13 protein-coding genes are annotated in these 18,827 nt (G+C 72.8%); 11 read left to right on the top strand and 2 right to left on the bottom strand.

What is annotated here, in order from left to right:
- Positions 1 to 283: 283 nt before the first annotated feature.
- Together P8A18_RS33380 and P8A18_RS33375 are read left to right on the top strand one after the other, a co-directional pair.
- Positions 284 to 1,357, top strand: a complete 1,074-nt coding sequence (locus P8A18_RS33380) for an acyl-CoA dehydrogenase family protein (RefSeq protein WP_306061436.1) — start codon at positions 284 to 286, stop codon at positions 1,355 to 1,357.
- Positions 1,324 to 2,085 carry an HAD family hydrolase gene (locus P8A18_RS33375; RefSeq protein ID WP_306061434.1) on the top strand — a complete coding sequence of 254 codons (762 nt, stop codon included), beginning with the start codon at positions 1,324 to 1,326 and terminating at the stop codon, positions 2,083 to 2,085. Before P8A18_RS33380 ends, P8A18_RS33375 begins: the two co-directional genes overlap by 34 nt.
- Before the next feature lie 91 nt (positions 2,086 to 2,176).
- On the opposite strand, the gene P8A18_RS33370 is transcribed toward P8A18_RS33375, so the two are convergent.
- Together P8A18_RS33370 and car are read right to left on the bottom strand one after the other, a co-directional pair.
- Entirely contained in the window at positions 2,177 to 2,743 is a 567-nt protein-coding gene (locus P8A18_RS33370) for a TetR family transcriptional regulator (RefSeq protein ID WP_306061432.1), read from the bottom strand.
- A 215-nt stretch (positions 2,744 to 2,958) separates the two neighbouring features.
- Complete coding sequence (gene car / locus P8A18_RS33365) at positions 2,959 to 6,489, bottom strand: carboxylic acid reductase (protein ID WP_371933809.1); 3,531 nt, start codon at positions 6,487 to 6,489, stop codon at positions 2,959 to 2,961.
- Between the two features lie 556 nt (positions 6,490 to 7,045).
- Between car and P8A18_RS33360 the strand changes: the two genes are divergently transcribed.
- The 9 genes from P8A18_RS33360 to P8A18_RS33320 all read left to right on the top strand — a co-directional run bounded on the left by P8A18_RS33360 (position 7,046) and on the right by P8A18_RS33320 (position 18,818).
- A complete protein-coding gene (locus P8A18_RS33360) occupies positions 7,046 to 8,128 on the top strand; it encodes a ParB/RepB/Spo0J family partition protein (RefSeq protein WP_306061428.1) in 1,083 nt (360 codons plus the stop codon).
- Positions 8,129 to 8,262: 134 nt separating this feature from the next.
- On the top strand, positions 8,263 to 9,096 hold the full coding sequence (locus P8A18_RS33355; protein ID WP_306061426.1) for a 2-amino-3,7-dideoxy-D-threo-hept-6-ulosonate synthase: 834 nt from the start codon (positions 8,263 to 8,265) through the stop codon (positions 9,094 to 9,096).
- Between the two features lie 148 nt (positions 9,097 to 9,244).
- Positions 9,245 to 10,357, top strand: coding sequence for a 3-dehydroquinate synthase II family protein (locus tag P8A18_RS33350; RefSeq protein WP_306061424.1), 1,113 nt, complete (start codon positions 9,245 to 9,247; stop codon positions 10,355 to 10,357).
- Positions 10,358 to 10,457: 100 nt separating this feature from the next.
- Positions 10,458 to 11,822, top strand: a complete 1,365-nt coding sequence (locus P8A18_RS33345; protein ID WP_306061422.1) for an aspartate kinase — start codon at positions 10,458 to 10,460, stop codon at positions 11,820 to 11,822.
- Between the two features lie 118 nt (positions 11,823 to 11,940).
- A complete protein-coding gene (locus tag P8A18_RS33340; protein WP_306061420.1) occupies positions 11,941 to 13,185 on the top strand; it encodes a cytochrome P450 in 1,245 nt (414 codons plus the stop codon).
- Positions 13,186 to 13,253: 68 nt separating this feature from the next.
- Entirely contained in the window at positions 13,254 to 14,795 is a 1,542-nt protein-coding gene (locus tag P8A18_RS33335; protein ID WP_306061418.1) for a GMC family oxidoreductase, read from the top strand.
- A 52-nt stretch (positions 14,796 to 14,847) separates the two neighbouring features.
- The gene (locus tag P8A18_RS33330) at positions 14,848 to 16,341 is read left to right on the top strand and encodes an aldehyde dehydrogenase family protein (protein ID WP_306061416.1); all 1,494 of its coding nucleotides are present in this window, start codon (positions 14,848 to 14,850) and stop codon (positions 16,339 to 16,341) included.
- Between the two features lie 44 nt (positions 16,342 to 16,385).
- Positions 16,386 to 17,384 carry a zinc-binding dehydrogenase gene (locus P8A18_RS33325; RefSeq protein WP_306061706.1) on the top strand — a complete coding sequence of 333 codons (999 nt, stop codon included), beginning with the start codon at positions 16,386 to 16,388 and terminating at the stop codon, positions 17,382 to 17,384.
- A 129-nt stretch (positions 17,385 to 17,513) separates the two neighbouring features.
- Positions 17,514 to 18,818: a flavin-containing monooxygenase gene (locus tag P8A18_RS33320; protein ID WP_306061414.1), complete on the top strand. Its 1,305-nt coding sequence runs from the start codon at positions 17,514 to 17,516 to the stop codon at positions 18,816 to 18,818.
- The last annotated feature ends 9 nt before the right edge of the window (positions 18,819 to 18,827 follow it).

Below are 18,827 nucleotides of genomic sequence, written 5' to 3'. Positions count from 1 at the left end.
CCCGCCGAATCCCGGTGCACGCGGGGGGTGTTCCTGTCCTGGTGGCATCCGCACCTCCAAATGGCAAACCGTTGGGAAAGTATTTTTTACCATTTCTGTCCGGCTCGACAAGGAGCTGAATGTGCTCAATCATGCTGAGCCGCAAAAAAGGACGCGATCCGGCCTTTCCTTACCGGAGCGTACGGACAGCACGCTCGACGAGGACGCCGTACTGCGGGCCGCCCTGGCGGCGGGGCGTGCGGCCCCTGCGGCGGACCGGGACCGGCGGCTCGCTCCCGAGGTCGTGACCGCGCTCCAAAAGGCCGGATTCGCACGGCACTTCGTGCCCCGCCGATGGGGCGGCCGGGAAGGCGGCTTCGCCGACCTGATCAACGCCACGGCGCTGATCGCCGGACAGTGCCCCTCGGCCGCCTGGTGCGGCATGCTCTGGGCCGCGCACGGGCGGTTCGCCGCCAGGCTGCCCGAGGAAGGACAGCGCGAACTGTGGGGAAGGGGCCCCGACACCCTGATCGCCGCGGCCCTGGCCCCGCCCACCGCGACAGCCCGCCCGGTACCGGGCGGCAGGCTGCTGGACGGCCGCTGGGACTGTGTCAGCGGCGTGGACTTCTCCCCGTGGATCCTGCTCGCGGCCCTGTCCGACCACACCCCGGCCGCATCCGGCGCCCCCGTCACCGCTCCGGCGCACGGCGTGGCATGGGTCCTGGCCGTGCCGCGCTCCGAGGTGACCGTGCGCGACACCTGGCGCAGCACCGGGCTGCGCGGCACCGGCAGCAACTCCGTCGAGGCACACGGGGTGTTCGTCCCCGACCGGCGCGCCTGTCCGCTGGGTGACGTGCTGGCCGCCGTGGCCGAGCCCGGCGCGTCCCCGGCCCGCCGGGCGCCCGCGCATCTGGCCGGCGGCCCGATGTTCTGCGCCCCGGCGCTCGGCGCGGCCCGGCTCGCTCTGCGCTCCTGGACCCGCTGGGCGGCCACCCCGCCGGCCGGACGCCCGGCGGCTCTGGGGGACGCGGCCGTCCAGCGGGTGCTGGCCCGCTCCGCCGCCGAGATCGACGCCGTGGCGCTGCTGCTGGAGCGGGCGGGGGCCGGCGCCGACGCCGAGCCCGCCGCGCCACGCGTCGAGGCGGTCAACCGGCGCGACGCGGCGGTGGCGGCCGAGTTGCTGGTGGAGGCCGTCGAGCGGCTGTTCAGGACGGGTGGTGTCCACGCCAGGGACGACACCAGCGAGGTCCAGCGGGCCTGGCGGGACACGCACACGGTGGCGGCGCACGGTGCGCTGCGGCTGGACGCATCGGCCGGGGCGTACGCCGCCTGGAGCGAGGGCGAATGGGCGGCGCGGGTGCCGTCGGGGGCGCGGTGAACCGGCCGGCCCGCCTGGTCTTCAGCGATGTCGACGAGACGCTCATCGCGGAGAAGTCGATGTTCGACTTTCTCGCGTACTACTTCGGCGGCACCGACGGGGCGCGAGGCGCCCGGCTGGCGGCTCGGGTCCGCCGGGACCTGTCCCGCCGTACGGCCGCCGGCGCGTCCCGGGAAGCCATGAACCGCCTGTACTACCGGACTTGGGAGGGTGAGCCCGCCGCCCGGGTGGCCCGGTGGGCGCGGGCCTGGTACGCCGAGCGGTCGAGGGCGCCGGGCTTCTATCTGGCGGACGTGCGCCGGGCGCTGGAACTGCACCGCGACGCGGGGGACACGGTGATCCTGGTGTCCGGATCGTTCCCCGCGGTGCTCGCGCCCATCGCCGCCGAGGTGGGGGCGGCGCGCCTGCTGTGCTCGGTCCCCGCGACCCGGGACGGCGTGCTGACCGGCGGGCTCGTGGGCGATCCCTGTATCGGGGAGGCGAAGCGGGCGGCGGTCCGTGACGCGCTGCGGCGCTGTCCCGACGTGGACCCGGCGCGGTGTTACGCGTACGGGGACCACCTCTCCGATCTGCCGATGCTGGCGGAGGTGGGACATCCCGTCGTCGTGGGCGGCTCGGCGGAACTGATGGCGCGGCTGCCGCGTGCGCGGGCGCTGCACCCCCGTACCGCTGTCCTGGCCCCGCCCGCGCCGGCGGTCGGCGCCGGGCTCCTCGGGGACAGCTCCTGACCGGCCGTTCGGGCAGCCGTCGTCGTCCTTGGCCGGGCCCGCCCGTCTTCCGGGCCGGAGCGGGGTGGCCGGCAGGGCGGGGGCCGGCACTTCAGGGCTCCCGCCGGCTGGAGGTGTGCTCGTCCTTCTGCGGCCCGGACACGGCTGCCCACAGGTCGTCGAACCGCCGCCCGGCGTCGGCGTCGTCGTGCGGCACGGGATGGGGGACCCCGAAGAAGGCCGATACCAACAGGCGGGCCACGGCCTCCGGCGGGTACCCGCCCATGCCCCCGTCACCGGCCTGGGCCTGTGTGACGGCCCGGGTCAGCGGCAGGCATATCCGCTGGACGAGCCCAATGTCGTGCCGGTCCAGATGGGGGGTCTCCACCGCCAGCCGCAGCGCGGACCGGGCCCGTCTGTCCTGGCGGAGGTGCCGGGCAAGACCGAGCACGGTCTCCCGCAACGTGCGCACCGCCGCCGTGCCGGACCCGCCGGTCCGCGCCGCGCGTGCGCTCAGCTCGGCCCCGGCTTCCTCGATCAGCGCCACCGCCAGATCCTCCTTCGAGGAGAAATGCCCGTACAGCGCACCCTTGGTCATACCGGTGTGCTGGATCACGTCGAGCAGCGTCGTCCCCATGTAGCCATGCGCGGCGAACTCCTCCGCCGCTGCGTCGAGCACCTGTTCCCGGGTACGGATTGCACGCCCCTGAGTCACACGGATTCTCCGTTCAGAGAAAAAACCTTCGCAAAGGTATATTTTATGGCGACGTCCCGCTGCCCATGTGTTCCGGGACGACTGGACATCGGTGTTCGGGGCCGGAACCCGTCGCCCGAGCCGATCGGGCGACGGGCGACACGGTCGCGACGGTGCGGTACTGGATCAGACCCGGTGTACTAGATCAGATCCAGAGACCGCAAGTCCCCCACGTACTTCTCGATCAGAGCCCGGGTCAGGTGCGGGATGTCGCGCTCGGCGCCGACACCGGCCGTACGCACCGCCGCCCGGAACCGCCCGGCGGGCAGCGCCGACGTCGTGCTGGGCACCAGCGGCTCCCGCCAGGCAGCTATCAGCGGCAGCAGGGAGTACGGACGCCGCGCCCGCGGCAACGCCGACAGCGCGGCCTCGAACTCCTCGCGCCACTCCCGGTGGCCGCCGACCCGGCGGACGGCGATCCCGCTTTCGGCCAGCCAGTCGACCACGGTGTCCAGCGAGACACCGTCGTCGTGCGGGTTGACCACGTTGAACGTACGGAACCCGGCAACGCCGAAGCTCAGCGCGGCCACCGCGGCGGCGACGAAGTCGCCCGGCAGCCCGTCGTAGTGCGCACGCGGCCCTTCCCCCCGCGCCTCGCTGTAGAACGAGTCGGGCGCGATCCCCGTCGCGATCAGGCTCACCAGCAGACGGGTGAAGGTGTCCGGCACATTGAGCTGCCCGGTGTACCGGGCGTGCGCCAGGATCATGCCGGAACGGAACACGGTCACCGGCAGCCCGCACAGGTCGTGCGCCTCACGCAGCAGCACCTCACCGGCCCACTTGCTGGCGGCGTAACCGCCCGCGTGGCCCCCGTCGACCGCGTACTGCGGGATGCCCGCCCTGATGTCGGTGCTCTCGTCCACGGCCGCCCCGTGAGAGGCCGTGGCGACCGTGGACACGTACACGACCGGCTTCAGCCGGGTGGTCAGGGCGGCCCGGACGACCTCGGCGGTGCCGGCCACATTCGGCTCGAACAACTGCCGGTACGGCAGCACGTGGTTGACCAGCGCCGCCGGATGCACGATCAGGTCCACCGAGGCCGTCAGCTCCCGCCAGTCCCGCTCGCCCAGACCCAGCCGCGCCGCACCGACGTCGCCCGCCAGCACGCGCAGCGCACCGCCGGCGGTGAGCTCGGCGAACCGGCTCTTGAGCACGGTGTCCCCGCTGTCCAGAGCCTCCTCAAGACGGCGCCGCGCGGCGCCGTCGTCGGCCGCGCGCACCAGGCAGACCAGCGTGCCGCCCACCGGGGCCAGCCGCTCCAGCCACTCCAGGCACAGCAGCCGGCCGAGGTAGCCGTTGGCCCCGGTGAGCAGCACCGTGCGCGGCTCACCGGCCGGCCCCGGCAGCGCGGTGCTCGCGGCGAGCGTGGCGGCGTCGATGAACTTGTCCAGAGTGAGGTCCCCGGCCCGCACCGTCGTGGCGTCCTCGCCGTGGACGGAGGCGAAGGTGGCCCGCGCCGGGGCCGCGCCGCGCAGCCGTTCCACCTGGCCGGCGATCTCGCCCAGGCTGTTGGCCGGACCCAGGATGGTTCCGACCGGGACCTCGACGCCGAAGACCTCCCGCAGCAGGTTGGCGAAGGACAGCGCCGACAGCGAGTCCCCGCCCAGGTCGGTGAAACGCTGCTCGGGCCCCGGCTCGGCGTCGAGCCCCGCGAGCAGCGCCTGCGCAGCGCGGGCCACCGTTTCGGCGACCGGGCGGTCGCGGTCCTGCCACACCGCGCGCAGCTCCGCGGCCTGCCCCTCGGCGAGTTCGGCGTAGCGCTGTTCGAGCCGTTCGCCGTACCGCTCCTTCAGCCGCCGGCGCAGCTGCTTCGTGGAGTCGGTCAGCAGGCCGTTGTCCTGGCTGAACGGCACGGTCTCCACGATCAGGTCGCGCGGGACCTCGTACGGCGCGAGCCCGGCCTGCGCCGCGACGCTCTGGAGCGACCGGCCGAGCGCCGCCTTCAGCGCCGCCCCGTCGCCGGCCCGCGCGACCGCCTCGGGGGTCGGCACGACCACGGCGAGCAGGTAGGAGCGGGAGCTGTTCCCGTACACGAAGACCTGCCGCACCAGCGGGCTGGCGACGAGCGTCGCCTCCACCCTGGACAGGGCGACGAACTCCCCCTGAGAGAGCTTGAGCACGTTCTTGCGCCGGTCCACGTAGGCCAGTTCGCCGGGCGCGGTCTCGGCCATGATGTCGCCGGTGCGGTAGTAGCCGTCCCGGTCGAACGCCTCGGCGGTGTCCTCGGGCCGCCGGTAGTAACCGGGGGTGATCAGCGCGGTCCTGACCAGCAGTTCGCCGCGCGGGTGGGGGGAGTCGGCGGTGGAATAGCCCAGTTCGGGCACGTCCACGAGCTTGTAGTGCAGCACCGGAGGGCTCTGCACGCGGTGGTCCAGCATCACCAGACCGGCCTCGGTCGTGCCGTAACTGTCCAGGAGCGGGACGTCCAGGTCGTCGCGGACGAACTCGGCCAGCTCCGGGGCCAGCGTCGCGGACCCGCAGGGGGCGTGGATGATCCGCCCGCCCAGCACGTGGTCCCGCAGGTGCGCGATCACCTCGGCGCGGTCGGCGTCGCCCGGCTCACCGCCTGCCGCGCCCCGGCCCAGCCGGGCGTGGTAGCTCTCGGCGAGCAGCTCGCAGACGCGCGGCACCATGGCGATCTCGGTCGGCCGGATCAGCGCCAGGTCGTCCAGGAGCGTGGACAGGTCGCTGTCGGCCACGAAGTGCGCGGTGCCGCCGGTCGCCAGCGTCTTGATCACCAGCCTCCTGGCGACCAGGTGGCTCTGCGGCAGGAAGTTGGCCGTGATCAGCGGGTAGGCGTTGTCGGGTCCCGTGGGCGGGCGCCACATGAGCGACACCGTCCGTTCCGGGAACATCACCCCCTTGGGCGTGCCGGTGCTGCCGGAGGTGTACACCAGCGCCGACAGCGCCCCGTCGGCGCTGGTGTCCGGCGGCAGTTCGGGTACCGGCGGCAGCGAGCCCGCCCGGCCGATGACGTCGGACAGCAGCTCCAGCGACATCGGCGCACCCGTCGTGGCCGCCGGCTGTCCGGCGGCCGGCAGCGCCTCCCGGTGCGCGGCCGGCTCCGGGTGGTGGTCGAAGACGAGGATCCGGCGCACGGAGGTCTGCCCGGCCAGCGCTTCGAGCACGGTCGCCAGCCGGTCGGCGCTGGTGGCGAAGACACGCGGGGCGGCCTCCGCCACCAGGTGGCGGATGTGGTCGACCGAGGCGTTGGCGTGCAGCGGCACGGCGACCGCCCCGATCTGACCGCACGCCAGGTCGACCGTGGTGTAGTCGGTTCCGGCGAAGCCCAGGATCGCCACGAAGTCGCCTTCGCGCAGCGGGTGCTGCGGATGGTGGTACCAGTCGGACGCGACCGCGCTCAGCCGCGACCACAGCTCGCCGTACGAGACGGTGTCGAACCGGGGCAGCAACTGCCGGGTGACGCGTCCGTCCACGTCGACGTACTGCCTGGCCCGCTCGCCGAGCGCGGGCCGGTCGGCGTACGCGGCAAGGGTCCGCCTGACGATCTCGGACAGGCGCGGCCCGCGCCCGGCGCCCTCCTCGAAGACGCCGGCCACCGGCATGCTGCCGGCGAGCTCCGGCTCGGCACGGAACAACGCGTCGATACGCTGCTTCCGGCTTTTCCGCACGGACGCTCGCGTGGAGGTGCCCGGTGAGTCATTACCCATGACCACGCCTTTCTGTGACCGCGAATTCTTTCCGGCACATGAGCCCGTCCGAAAGCCGAAGAAGGCCGCGAAGGGCCGAGGCCGGCGCATGGGAGCAGAGGGCTCCGGAGGCCAAAGCGCGGCCAGCGTATCGCGGGGAAAGAAAGGGGGGGGATACCGGCGGGGGAAAAGCGTGCGCGATTCCGGCCGGTATTCCGCCCGCGCGGACCGTACGGGATTCCCGCCGGGGACCACGGCGCACCGCACCAGCGTCCGTACAGCACCACGCACACGCATCACGCACGATGTGTCCGCACGACGCACACGCACCACGCACACGCACGACGCGTCCGCACCGACGCCCCGCCCGGGACCGCCGCGTCCCCGGGATTGCCGTCCGCCCGGTCACCGGATGTGCAACCGGGGATTTCCCCGGTTGCACATCGCGAGGAGTGCTGCATGACGGTTGCAGAAAAATACCTTGTCGTAGGTATTCTTACGCCGGGTCGGTCGGAGTGCGCGCAGACTCTGACGCCCCTGACCGAACGCGGCGGGTGTGGCTGAGGAGTGGTCGAACGTGACGAACAGCGAAACAACGCTCCAGCGGGACGCGCACGTCCACCCGCCGGAGCGCTTGGACGTTGAGGCGAAGTACACCGACCCCGACGCCGGCGCGGACGCCGAATGGATCCCGATCACGACGCTCGACCTGTCCCACTCGCCGCGCTCCGCGGGCGAGAGCGGCGAGCACATACGGGTCCTGGCGGAATCGCAGACCGACCTGCCGCCGATCGTCGTGCAGCGCGGCACCGGCCGGGTGGTCGACGGCGTGCACCGGGTCCGCGCCGCCCAGCTCCGGGGCGAACCGGCCATCCGGGCCCGCTGGTTCGACGGCGACGACGCGAGCGCCTTCGTCCTGGCGGTACGGCTGAACGTGCGGCACGGCCTGCCGTTGTCGCTGGCCGACCGCAAAGCCGCCGGTACGCGCATCCTGTGCGAGCAGGAGGACTGGTCGAACCGCGCGATCGCGTCGGCCGTCGGGCTGTCGCCCAAGACGATCGCCGCCCTGCGCGAGGCGGTCGGCCGCCCCGGAGGACAGACCAGGATCGGCCGGGACGGCCGCGTACGGCCCGTCAGCACCGCCGCCGGGCGCGAGCGCGCCAAGGAGATGCTCCTGCGGGAACCCGCCTCCTCCCTGCGAGCGGTGAGCGCGGTCGCCGGCGTGTCCACCGGCACCGTCCGCGACGTACGCGACCAGCTCAACCGGGCGAACGGGGCGGCGGCCCCCGGGCCCCGGCGCACCCCACCCGTACGGAGCACGGAGACGCCGGGCGGGCAGGCCGCGCCACCGGGGCCGGCCGGGCTGGACAGGTCGACCGCGCTGCTGCGCTCCCTGCGCACCGACCCCTCGTTACGTTTCAAACAGTCCGGCCGCCTGCTGCTGAGCGTCCTCGCGGTGGCCGCCATCGACCCACAGGCGCAGGAAGGCCTCGTCCTCGACCTGCCCGACCACTGCCTCGACTTCGTCACCGAACTCGCCCAGGCGAGCGTGCAGACCTGGCAGGACCTGGCCACGCGGCTGTCCCAGCGCCGGGCGATGCCGGCCGAACAGAGGCGGCAGGCGGTAAACCCCGAAAGGCAGAAAAAGCGCGGGGCTTGACGGTTCAGTGAATTCATTGGTTTTGTCGTTGAAGCAACACCGGAAATACCGAAAAAAACTTCCACAGAAAGCGCATCGAAATGCGCACCGGACAACCGATCTGGTTATCCGGGTTCGGGACGGGGTGTTGAGAGATGACAGATTCATACGGCTGGGCCGGAAAGGACCGTCGGGTCCAGCGCATTCTCCACTCGGCCTCCGGGACCACGTTCCTGGTTCCGCTCGACCACTCCCTGGCCGACGGACCGGTGGCCTCCGCCGCCGGATTCGCCGGGCTCGTCGAGGCGATGGCCACCAACGAGGTGGACGGCATCATCGTCCACAAGGGGCGCGTCCGGTTCCTGCCGACCGAAGCACTCGGAGAGCTGGCACTGATCGTCCACCTGAACGGAAGCACGCAGCACGCCCCGGACGTGGACGCGAAGATCCTCGTGGGCGCCGTGGAAGAAGCGGTCGCACTCGGAGCCGACGGCGTCAGCGTGCACATCAACCTGGGATCGACCACCGAGGCCGCCCAGCTCACCGACCTCGGCAACATCGCCGGGAGCTGCGCCCGCTGGGGTCTGCCGCTGCTCGCGATGGTCTACCCGCGCGGCCCGCGCATCACCGATCCGGCCGATCCGGTCCTGCTGGCACACGCGGCGAACGTCGCGGCGGACCTCGGAGCCGACATCGTGAAGCTCCCGTACACCGGCTCGCCCCTGACGATGCGCGAGGTGGTCGCGGCCAGCCCGATCCCGGTCGTCACCGCCGGCGGCGGCGTGCTGGAGGACACCGGGGAGTTCCTCGGCCGCATCGACAGCACGATGGAGTCCGGCGTGCTCGGCGTCGCCGTCGGACGCAACATCTTCCAGGCCCAGGACCCGGGCGGACTGGCCCGCGCGGTGGCGCACCGGGTCCACGCCGGACCCCGGTCCCTGGAAGCCCTGGCCGCCCTGCGCCAGGAACTGTCCGAGGCCACCTTCTGACGGGCGGCCCACCCGGCGATCCCCACCCGGCGATCCCCCGGCGGCCCCTGCCCGCCGACCCCCCACCGCACACCGTGACGACCCGTCACCGGCCGGAACGTGCAGCGCGACCACGACAGGCACGCAACCCACAACCAAAGGTGCGAACATGAAATCCGCATGGCTCGACCTCCGCGGCACCGCCGCCGAACTCGCCACCGCCATCGTCGAAGAAGGCACCCACATCGGCATCGAGACCATCGTGCTGGACGACCCCGAACTGGCCGGCAAGGTCCCGCCGAACGTGCAGAAGGCCGCCGTCGTCACCGGGGAGACCCCCACCACCCTCATCGACCAGCTCGTCGGCGTGGTCGACATCCTGATCGCCGACCACAGCATCGCCGAGAAGTTCGAGGGCATCCGCCCCGGCCTGCGCTCCGGCGTCCTGATCAAGGTGCTGGACGAGCAGACCCTTGAGCTCGCCTGCCGGATCGCCAACGAGTCGGAGCTGACCCTCGTCGAGTTCCGCCAGGACCCCAGCAAGATCCCGCTGGAGATCCTGCTCGCCGCCGCCGACAAGGCCAAGGGCTCCATCGTCACCGTCGTCGAGGACGTCGAGGACGCGGCCACCACCATCGGCGTGCTGGAGCGCGGCTCCGACGCCGTGCTGATGTCCCCCAAGCGCGTCGGTGACGCCACCGAACTGGTGCAGGTCACCCGGGGCGAGGCCACCGCACTGGAGATGGAGGAGCTGGAGATCGTCCAGCTCACCCACCTCGGCCTCGGCGACCGGGTCTGCGTCGACACCTGCTCCCACCTGCGCCCCAACGAGGGCATCCTCGTCGGCTCGTACTCCACCGGACTGGTGCTCGTCAGCAGCGAGACCCACCCGCTGCCGTACATGCCCACCCGCCCGTTCCGGGTGAACGCGGCCGCCCTGTCCTCCTACACCCTGACGCCCGGCAACCGCACCCAGTACCTGTCCGAACTGCACTGCGGATCGGAGATCCTCGCCGTCAGCACGGACGGCAGCGTGCGCACCGTGGTAGTCGGCCGGATCAAGATGGAGTCCCGCCCGATGCTGCGGATCGAGGCCCGTACCCGCGGCGGCCAGCTCGTGGACATGGTCGGCCAGGACGACTGGCACGTCCGGGCGCTCGGCCCCGGCGGCAGCGTCCACAACTTCACCGAGCTGCGGCCCGGCGACGTCATCCTCGGCCACACCATGACCGACCAGCGGCACGTCGGCTACGCCATCCGGGAGTTCCTCCACGAGCAGTGAGCCCGAGCCGGCCATCCGGCCGCCCCGGGACCGGCGGCCGGCGCGGCGCTCGGACCACGCCTTCCACGTCCCACGGATCTGAAGGAAGAGAGTGCGTGAGATGGCGCTCATAGTGCAGAAATACGGCGGAACATCGGTCGCCACACCTGAAAAGGTCATCGAAGCGGCACGGCAGATCCGGGCGGCGCGCGAAGGCGGGAACCAAGTCGTCGTGGTCGTGTCCGCCATGGGCGGGGCCACCGACGAACTGCTCCGCCTCGCATCCGAGGTGACCGCCCGCCCCGACGCACGCGAACTCGACGCCCTGCTCTGCACGGGCGAGGCCGCGTCCGCCGGACTGCTCTCGCTGGCACTCAACCACCAGGGCGTCGCCAGCCGCTCGTTCAGCGGCCCCGAGGCAGGCATCCGCACCGACCACCGCCACGGCCGGGCCACGATCGTGGCGGTGGACCCGCACAGGCTGCGGGAAGAACTCGCGGGCGGAAGCATCCCCGTCGTCGCCGGCTTCCAGGGCCGGTCGATCACCACCGGGGCCCGCACCACCCTGGGCCGGGGCGGCTCCGACACCACCGGCGTCGCCCTCGCCGCCGCACTCGGCGCGGACCACTGCGAAATCGTCACCGACGTCGCCGGCGTCTACACCGCCGACCCCCGCACCGTCGTCGGCGCCCGCCGGCACACCGCCCTGCTCTACGAAGAGATGGCCGAACTGGCCGTCAGCGGCGCCAAGGTCCTCGCATCCGACTCGGTCGACTACGCCCGCACCCACGGCGTCGACCTCAAGGTGCGCTCCAACAGTGCCGCGACCGGCCCCCAGACCTGGGTGAGCGACGGCCGCCGGACAGCGGGCGCGGCAACCGGGCAGCCCTGGACCCCCGCCGGCCGCAGCCGCCCCATCGCCGGGGTCGCGGGCCGCTCCGGCCTCGTCCGCTGCGTACTGCGGCGCATCACCACCGACCACGTCCTGCGCCTGCTCGGCGAACTCGCCGAACGCGAGACCGAGGTCGAACTGCGCCGCTACGGCAACCTCGGCACCGAGGACGCCGGCGACATCGCGCTCACCCTCCCCGAGGACAGCGTGGAGGACATGCGGGAACTGCTGGCCGACACCGACCACGGCATCCGCCTCGACGAAGCGCACTGGACGACCAACCTGGCCCGGCTCTGCGTCGTCGGCCTGGGCATCGGCAGGCACCCGTACGCGCCGCTGCGCCTCCTCGAAGCCCTGCGCTCGGCCGGCGCCGCCCGCACCGACCTCCACGTCACCTCCAACCGGCTCAGCGTGCTCACCGGCAGCGGCGACCTGGCCGCGGCGACCCAGATCGTCCACGACACCTTCCTGTCCGAGCCGGTGACCCCCCTGGCCCACCCGGCGGGCCCGGACCACGCGGGCCCGGCCCGGCCACTGGCCGCCGGACCCGGGCAGCTCCGGAGCGCGGTGCCCGCCCTGGCCGCCGCCGAGTGACCCGGGCCCCCACACCACGAGGGAGAACACCGATGTGCGCCAACCGCCGCGACCCCGGCCGCACGGGCGGGCCGCCACCGCGCGGCACCACCGGAAGGCCGCAGCCGAAGGGCCCCCGATGACCGCCACACCCACCTTCGACCCCACCTCCGACGACCAGCTGGCCGACCCCTACCCCCTCTACGCGCGGCTGCGCGCCCAGTGCCCGGTCCTCCACGACCAGGACCGGGACATCTGGATCCTCACCCGCCACGAGGACGTGGTGCGCGTCGTCCACGACCCCGAGACGTTCTCCTCCGAGAGCGCCGTACGGATCACCGCCGGACCCGAATCCGACGAAGTGAAACAGGTCCTGGCCGAAGGCTGGTCACTGACACCGAACCTGACCGAGAGCGACGGCGAGGAACACACCCGGCTGAGGGTGGCGGTGAACCGCGTCTTCACACCACGGCGCGTGGCAGCGCTCGAACCGTTCGTCCGGGACACCGCCGAAGACCTGATCGCCCGGTTCGCCGAGGACGGCTCCACCGACATCATCGAGAGCTACGCCTGGCCCCTGCCCCTGATGGTCATGGCGCGGATCCTCGGCGTACCGCCCCGCGACGTACCGCTGCTGCGGCAGTGGAGCTCCAACTGGCTCAAGCTGTCCGTCGGCACCGGAGAACCCGCCGAACGCGTCGACTGGGCCCGCGACGTCGTCGCCATGCAGCACTACGTGATGGCACTGCTGGACGACCCGCACCGGGCCGGCGAGGACTCGCTCGTCTCCTCCCTGGCGCGGTACGGCATCGAGCAACGCCTCGACCACGTGGAACTCATGCGCATCGTGATGAACCTGATCATCGCGGGCCACGTCACCGTCACCCGCGCCATCGGCAACGGCCTCGTCACCCTCCTGGAGAACCCGGCCCAGCTCGCCGCCCTGCGCAGCGGCCAGGCATCCGCCGAAACGATGGTCGAGGAGACCCTGCGCTACGAGTCCCCCGTCCAGGGCCTGTTCCGCACCGTGACACGGGAGACGGAACTCGGCGGCAGACACCTCCGCCCCGGCGACCGCGTCATGGTCCACCGGGGCTCCGCCAACCGGGACGCATGCGTATTCGAGGACCCGGACGAATTCGCCCTGCGCACCAGGCCGGGCCGCCACCAGATGGCCTTCGGGCGCGGCGTCCACGCCTGCCTCGGCGCCGCCCTGGCCCGGCTCCAGCTCCGCGTCGCCATCCCGCTGCTCCTCGACCGGCTCCCCGGACTGCGCCTGGGCCCCACCGGCTCCCGCACCCGCGAACGGCTGGTCATCGCCCGCGGATTCGAAGAACTGCACCTCCACTGGAACACCCCGCACCCGCGAGAGGCAGCACCATGACCGCCCCAGCACCGGCACCAGCGCCCGACCCGCGACCCGCCGCCGGCCGGCCCGGGTAGGCGGCCGCCATGACCTACGACGTGATCGTGATCGGCGGCGGATCCGCCGGCTGCGTCCTCGCCAACCGGCTCAGCGCCGACCCGCGCAGATCGGTCCTGCTCCTGGAAGCGGGCCCCGACTTCGCCACCACCGACGCCATACCCGACGGCATCAAGGACGCGACCTACGCCCCCTACACCTACGACTGGGGCTACCGCTCCGTCCCGGACGCCTTCGGCAACGAGGTCCCCGTCCCACGAGGCCGCGTCATCGGCGGCTCCTCCTCCGTCAACGTCTGCATCGCCATGCGGGCCCGGCCGTCGGACCACGACGCCTGGGCCGCCGCGGCCGGCGCCGCCTGGGGCTACGAGCGGATGCTCCCCCTCTACCGGGAGATGGAGCACTACCCGTACGGCGAGGAGAAGTACCACGGCCTGGGCGGCCCCTACCGCATGACGCTCGGCACCCCCGAGGACCTCGGCAGCCACGCCGTCGCCGCACAACGGGCCGCCGCACACCTCGGACACCCCGAGACCGACGACTTCAACGCACCCGGCGCACCCGGCTTCGCCCGCACCCCGCTCAGCGCGTCCGGCGGCATACGCCTGAGCACCGCCATCGGCTACCTCAACCCCGTCCGCGACCGCCCCAACCTGCGGGTGCGCGGCGGGACACTCGTCGACCGGGTGCTGTTCCGCGGCACCCGGGCCCGGGGCGTACGCCTCGCCACCGGGGAGGAGATCCCCGCCCGGCACGTCGTGCTCAGCGCGGGCGCCTACAACTCGCCCGCCATCGCCCTGCGCTCCGGCATCGGCGACCGCCACGACCTGGCGGCACTCGGCATCGGCGTCGTCGCCGACCTGCCCGGGGTGGGGCGCAACCTCACCGAACACCCCGCCTACTGGAACGTCCACGCCGCCAAACCCCCCGGGACCGAAGCCCGTTCGGTGTTCGGCAGCGCCCTCAGCGTCGCCACCGGACCGGACGAACCCGACTTCGACGTACAGATCCTGCCCTCGGCGGCGGTACCCGCCGGCAGCCTGCCCGAACAGTTCGTACCGCGCGCCGAGAACCACCCCACCGGCTGGGACATGGTCTTCTTCGTCTCCTGCGTGCAGCCCCGTTCCCGGGGAAGCGTACGGCTGGCCTCGCGCGACCCCGAGGCCGCGCCGACCATCGACCTCGGCCTGTACACCGCCGCCGACGACGCCGAACGGGTCGCCGACGGGGTACGTTTGGCGCGCCGCCTGGCCCGCACCCCGCCCCTGGCCGACCTGCTGGCCGACGAACGGGTGCCAGGCCCGGACATCAGCGACCGGGAACTGGCCGACACCATCCGCCGCGCACCGGCCCACTACAACCACGGCAGCGCCACGATGCGCATGGGCCGGCCCGGAGACCCGCACGCCGTGGTCGACGCCGACGGCACCGTACGCGGCGTCCAGGGACTCACCGTCGCGGACGCCTCGGTCTTCCCGGCCATGCCCCGCGTCGCCACCAACGTCCCCGCGATCGTCGTCGCCGAGCGCATCGCCGCGGTGCTGCGCGAACGACTCTCCCCCCGCAACTGAGACCCGCCACCAGCCCGAGCCGGAGCGCCCGGCGCAAGATCAGGAGGAACCCGTGTCCACGACCGTCGAAGCCGTACAAGTCCTGCGTACCCGCTGGTCGTCCGAGAACGAGGCCGACCGCTTCACCGTGGACGACCCGGCGACCGGACGGCCCCTGGCGGTCATCCAGGGCGCCGACGCCGCCGGGGTCGACGAGGCGGTCAGGACCGCCCACGAAGCCCACTACGCGTGGGCGGCCCGCACCCCCCGCGAGCGCGGCCGCTGGCTGTGGAAGGCCGCCCAGGTGATCCGCGAGCACGCCGACGAGATCGCCGCGCTGGAGTCCAGCGACAACGGCAAGCCGTTCTCCCAGGCACGCCAGTTCGACCTGGAGGGCGCGGTCACCATCTTCGAGCTGTTCGCCGGCCTCTGCGAGGCGATGCCCGGCCAGGTCCGCGACGCGGGCAGCATGCTCGACGTCACGGTTCGCGAGCCGTTCGGCGTCGTGGGCGCGATCGTGCCGTTCAACTGGCCCCCGCTGCACACGGCGGGCAAGCTCGCCCCCGCCCTCGCGGCAGGCAACGCCGTCGTCATGAAGCCGCCGGAGCAGGCCCCGCTGTCCGTCCTGCGCATCGCCGAACTCGTCCAGTCGGTGCTGCCCGACGACGTCGTGCACATCGTGCCCGGCGGCGGCCCGACCGGCGCCCAGCTGGCCGGCCACAAACTGGTCGGCAAGATCTCCTTCACCGGCGCGCCCACCACCGGCCAGGCCGTGATCAGGACGGCCGCCGACAACCTGACGCCCACCCTGCTGGAGCTCGGCGGCAAGAACGCCCTGATGATCTTCGACGACGCGGACCTGGAGTCCGCCGTGCCCTGGGCGGTCGAGGGCGGCTACTTCAACCAGGGCGAGGCCTGCACCGCCGCCTCACGCATCCTGGTCCACGCCGACCTGCACGACGAGGTCGCCCGCCGCCTCGCCTCCGCCGTCTCACGGCTCAAGGTCGGCGCCGGCTCCGAGGCGGACACCCACGTCGGCCCGCTCGTGAGTCCCGCACAGCGGCAGCGCGTGCTGGACTACCTGAAGATCGGCGTCGACGAAGGCGCCACGATCGCCGCCCAGGCACCCCTGCCCACCGACCCCGGCCTGGCCGACGGCTTCTACGTACCGCCGACCCTGTTCACCGGCGTCACCCCCGGCATGCGGATCGCCCAGGAGGAGATCTTCGGGCCCGTCGTCTGCCTGATCCCCTTCCGCGACGAGGCCGAGGCCGTCCGCATCGCCAACGGCACCGAATTCGGCCTCGTCGCAGGCGTCTTCACCCGCGACTCCGAGCGGGCCATGCGGGTCAGCCGCGAGCTGCGGGCCGGCATCGTCTTCGTCAACCACTACAACCGCTCGTTCACCGGCACGCCGTTCGGCGGTGTCGGCGCCAGCGGATACGGTCGCGAACACGCCCTGGAGACGCTGCAGGAATACAGCTTCGCCCGCAGCCTGCGCCTGCCCTCCGGCCGCGAGGCGATCCCCCGCTGGGCCCCGTCCCTCGACGTCGTCGCCGAGGACTGACCCGTATCCGCACACGTGCAAGGTGGTGGGAATTGAGTACGACGATGCGCGCGGCGGTCTGCACCGCGCCGGGCGGCCCCGAGGTCCTGCGGATCCGCGAACTGCCGGTCCCCGAGGTCCGCGACGGCTGGAGCCTGGTCCGCGTGGAGGGCGCGGGCCTGAACCGCTCCGAGCTGAGAACCCGCCAGGGGCACTCCCCGAGCGTCACCTTCCCCCGCGTCCTCGGCATCGAATGCGTGGGCACCGTCGCCGACTCCACCGACCCCCGGCTCCCGGCCGGCAGCACCGTCGCGGCGGTGATGGGGGAGATGGGCCGGGCCTTCGACGGCGGCTACGCACAGTACGCGCTGCTGCCGAACGACCTGCTGATGCCGGTGACCACCACCCTGCCGTGGGACGTGCTGGCCGCACTCCCCGAGACCTGCCTGACCGCGCGCGGCGCCCTGGACACCCTGGGCATCGCACCGGCCGGCGGCGGACGGCTCCTGATCCGGGGCGCGACCTCATCGGTGGGGCTGGCCGCGACCCAGATCGCCGCCGCCCACGGCATCGAGACCGCGGCCACCACCCGCAGCAAGGACAAGGCCCAGGCCCTGAAAGCGGCCGGCGCCGACCACGTACTCCTGGACGACGCCGCACCGCTCCTGGACACCGTGCGCGCACTGTGGCCCGAAGGGCCCGACTACGTCCTGGACCTCGTCGGGGCCGCCACCGCGCTCGACTCGCTGCGGCTGGTGCGCCCCGGCGGGACCGTGTGCGTGGCGGGCTCGCTCAGCGGCTGGCTGATCCACGACTTCGAACCGATCGCCATGATCCCGACCGGGACCAGGCTCACCGCCTTCCACAGCGACACCCTCAAGGGCGCGGGCGGCCGGGACACGCTGCAACGCGTCATCGACGACGTCGAGGCGGGCATCCACCGTCCCCACATCGACCGCGTGTTCGCCCTGGACGACATCGCCGCCGCCCACCGGCGCATGGAGGCCGACCTGGCCACGGGCAAGACCGTCGTCCTGCCCTGGGCCCACGCAACCGGCACCTGAACCGCGGGCCCGGGGCCTGTCCGGCCATTCCCGTCGCTGCCCGTGGGGCAGACGGGAATGGCCGGACAGGCCCTCGTACCACCGCGTCACGACCAACCCCTTTCCCACAAGCGGACCAGGAGCGCTGCCATGATGACCGAGTTCGTCGAGACCGCCATCGTAGGAGGGGGCCAGCAGGGCTGCTCGGTCGCGGGCTCCCTCGCCCGGCTCGGCTACCGGGCCACGGTCTTCGAGCGGGGGGAGATCGGCCAGACCTGGGCCAGGGAACGCTGGGAGAGCCTGCGCGTCAACACACCCAACCGGACCGTCACCTTCCCCGGTATGCCCTACGACGGCGACGACCCCGAGGGCTACATGCCGGCCCGTGAGGTCGCCACCCGGCTGCGACGCTACGTGGCCGACACCGGCATCGACGTACGCGAGCACACCCCCGTGCGGTCGGTCGAGGCACCCCTCACCGAGCCCGCCCACCCCGACGCCCGCTTCCGCGTCCACCTGGACAACGGGCAGACCGTCGAGGCCCGCAACGTCGTCGCCGCCCTCGGCGGCTACTCCTCGCCCCGCCTGCCCGAACTGACCGCCCGCGTCGACCCCTCGATCACCCAGCTGCACACCCGCTACTACCGCGACCCCCAGTCCCTGCCGCCCGGCGCGGTCCTCGTCGTCGGCTCGGGCAACAGCGGCCAGCAGATCGCCGAGGACCTGAGCGACGCCGGCCGCCAGGTGTACCTCGCCGTCGGCCGGCACAAGACCTCACCGCGCCGCTACCGGGGCGCCCAGGTCCTGGACTGGCTGCAACTGCTGCCACTGGAGGGCAACCTGGAGTCCGCGTCCGGCGGGCGCGGCGACTCACCCGTACTCCCCGGCGTGTCCGTGCTCAGCGGCAAGGCGGGCGGCCGCGACCTGAGCCTCGGCGTACTGGCCGCCAAGGGCGTCACCCTCGTCGGCACCGTCCGCGGCGCACACGGCGGCACCCTGCTCCTCGACGACAACGTACGCACCATCGCCCGGGCCGCCGCCCGCGCCGAGACCGAACTCCTGCACGCCATCGACACCGCGATCGAACAGCACGGCCTCGTCGTGCCCGAACGCACCCCCGTACCCCCCTTCGACCCCACCCGGTTCACGGACTACGGCGACCGGCTGGACCTGACCGCCCGGAACATCACGACGATCGTCTGGGCCACGGGATTCGTGCCCGACTACCGCATCCTGCCCCCCACCGCCCTGGACGACAGCGGGATGCCGGTGCACCACGCGGGGACCGGCAGCCTGCCGGGGCTGTACTACGCGGGCCTGCCCGAGGGCGGCTCCGTGATGCCGCTCCTCATCGCCTCCACCCGGGCCCAGGCAGAGCGGGTCGCCCGCGGCGTCCACCTCGACAACACCCTGCGCCACCGCTCACCGGCGGCGCTCGGCCCGCTCTGGGGCTGACCACCCGGC

Source organism: Streptomyces sp. Mut1 (assembly GCF_030719295.1).
Classification (GTDB): Bacteria; Actinomycetota; Actinomycetes; order Streptomycetales; family Streptomycetaceae; genus Streptomyces; species Streptomyces castrisilvae.
This window is presented reverse-complemented; position numbering and strand designations above follow the sequence as displayed.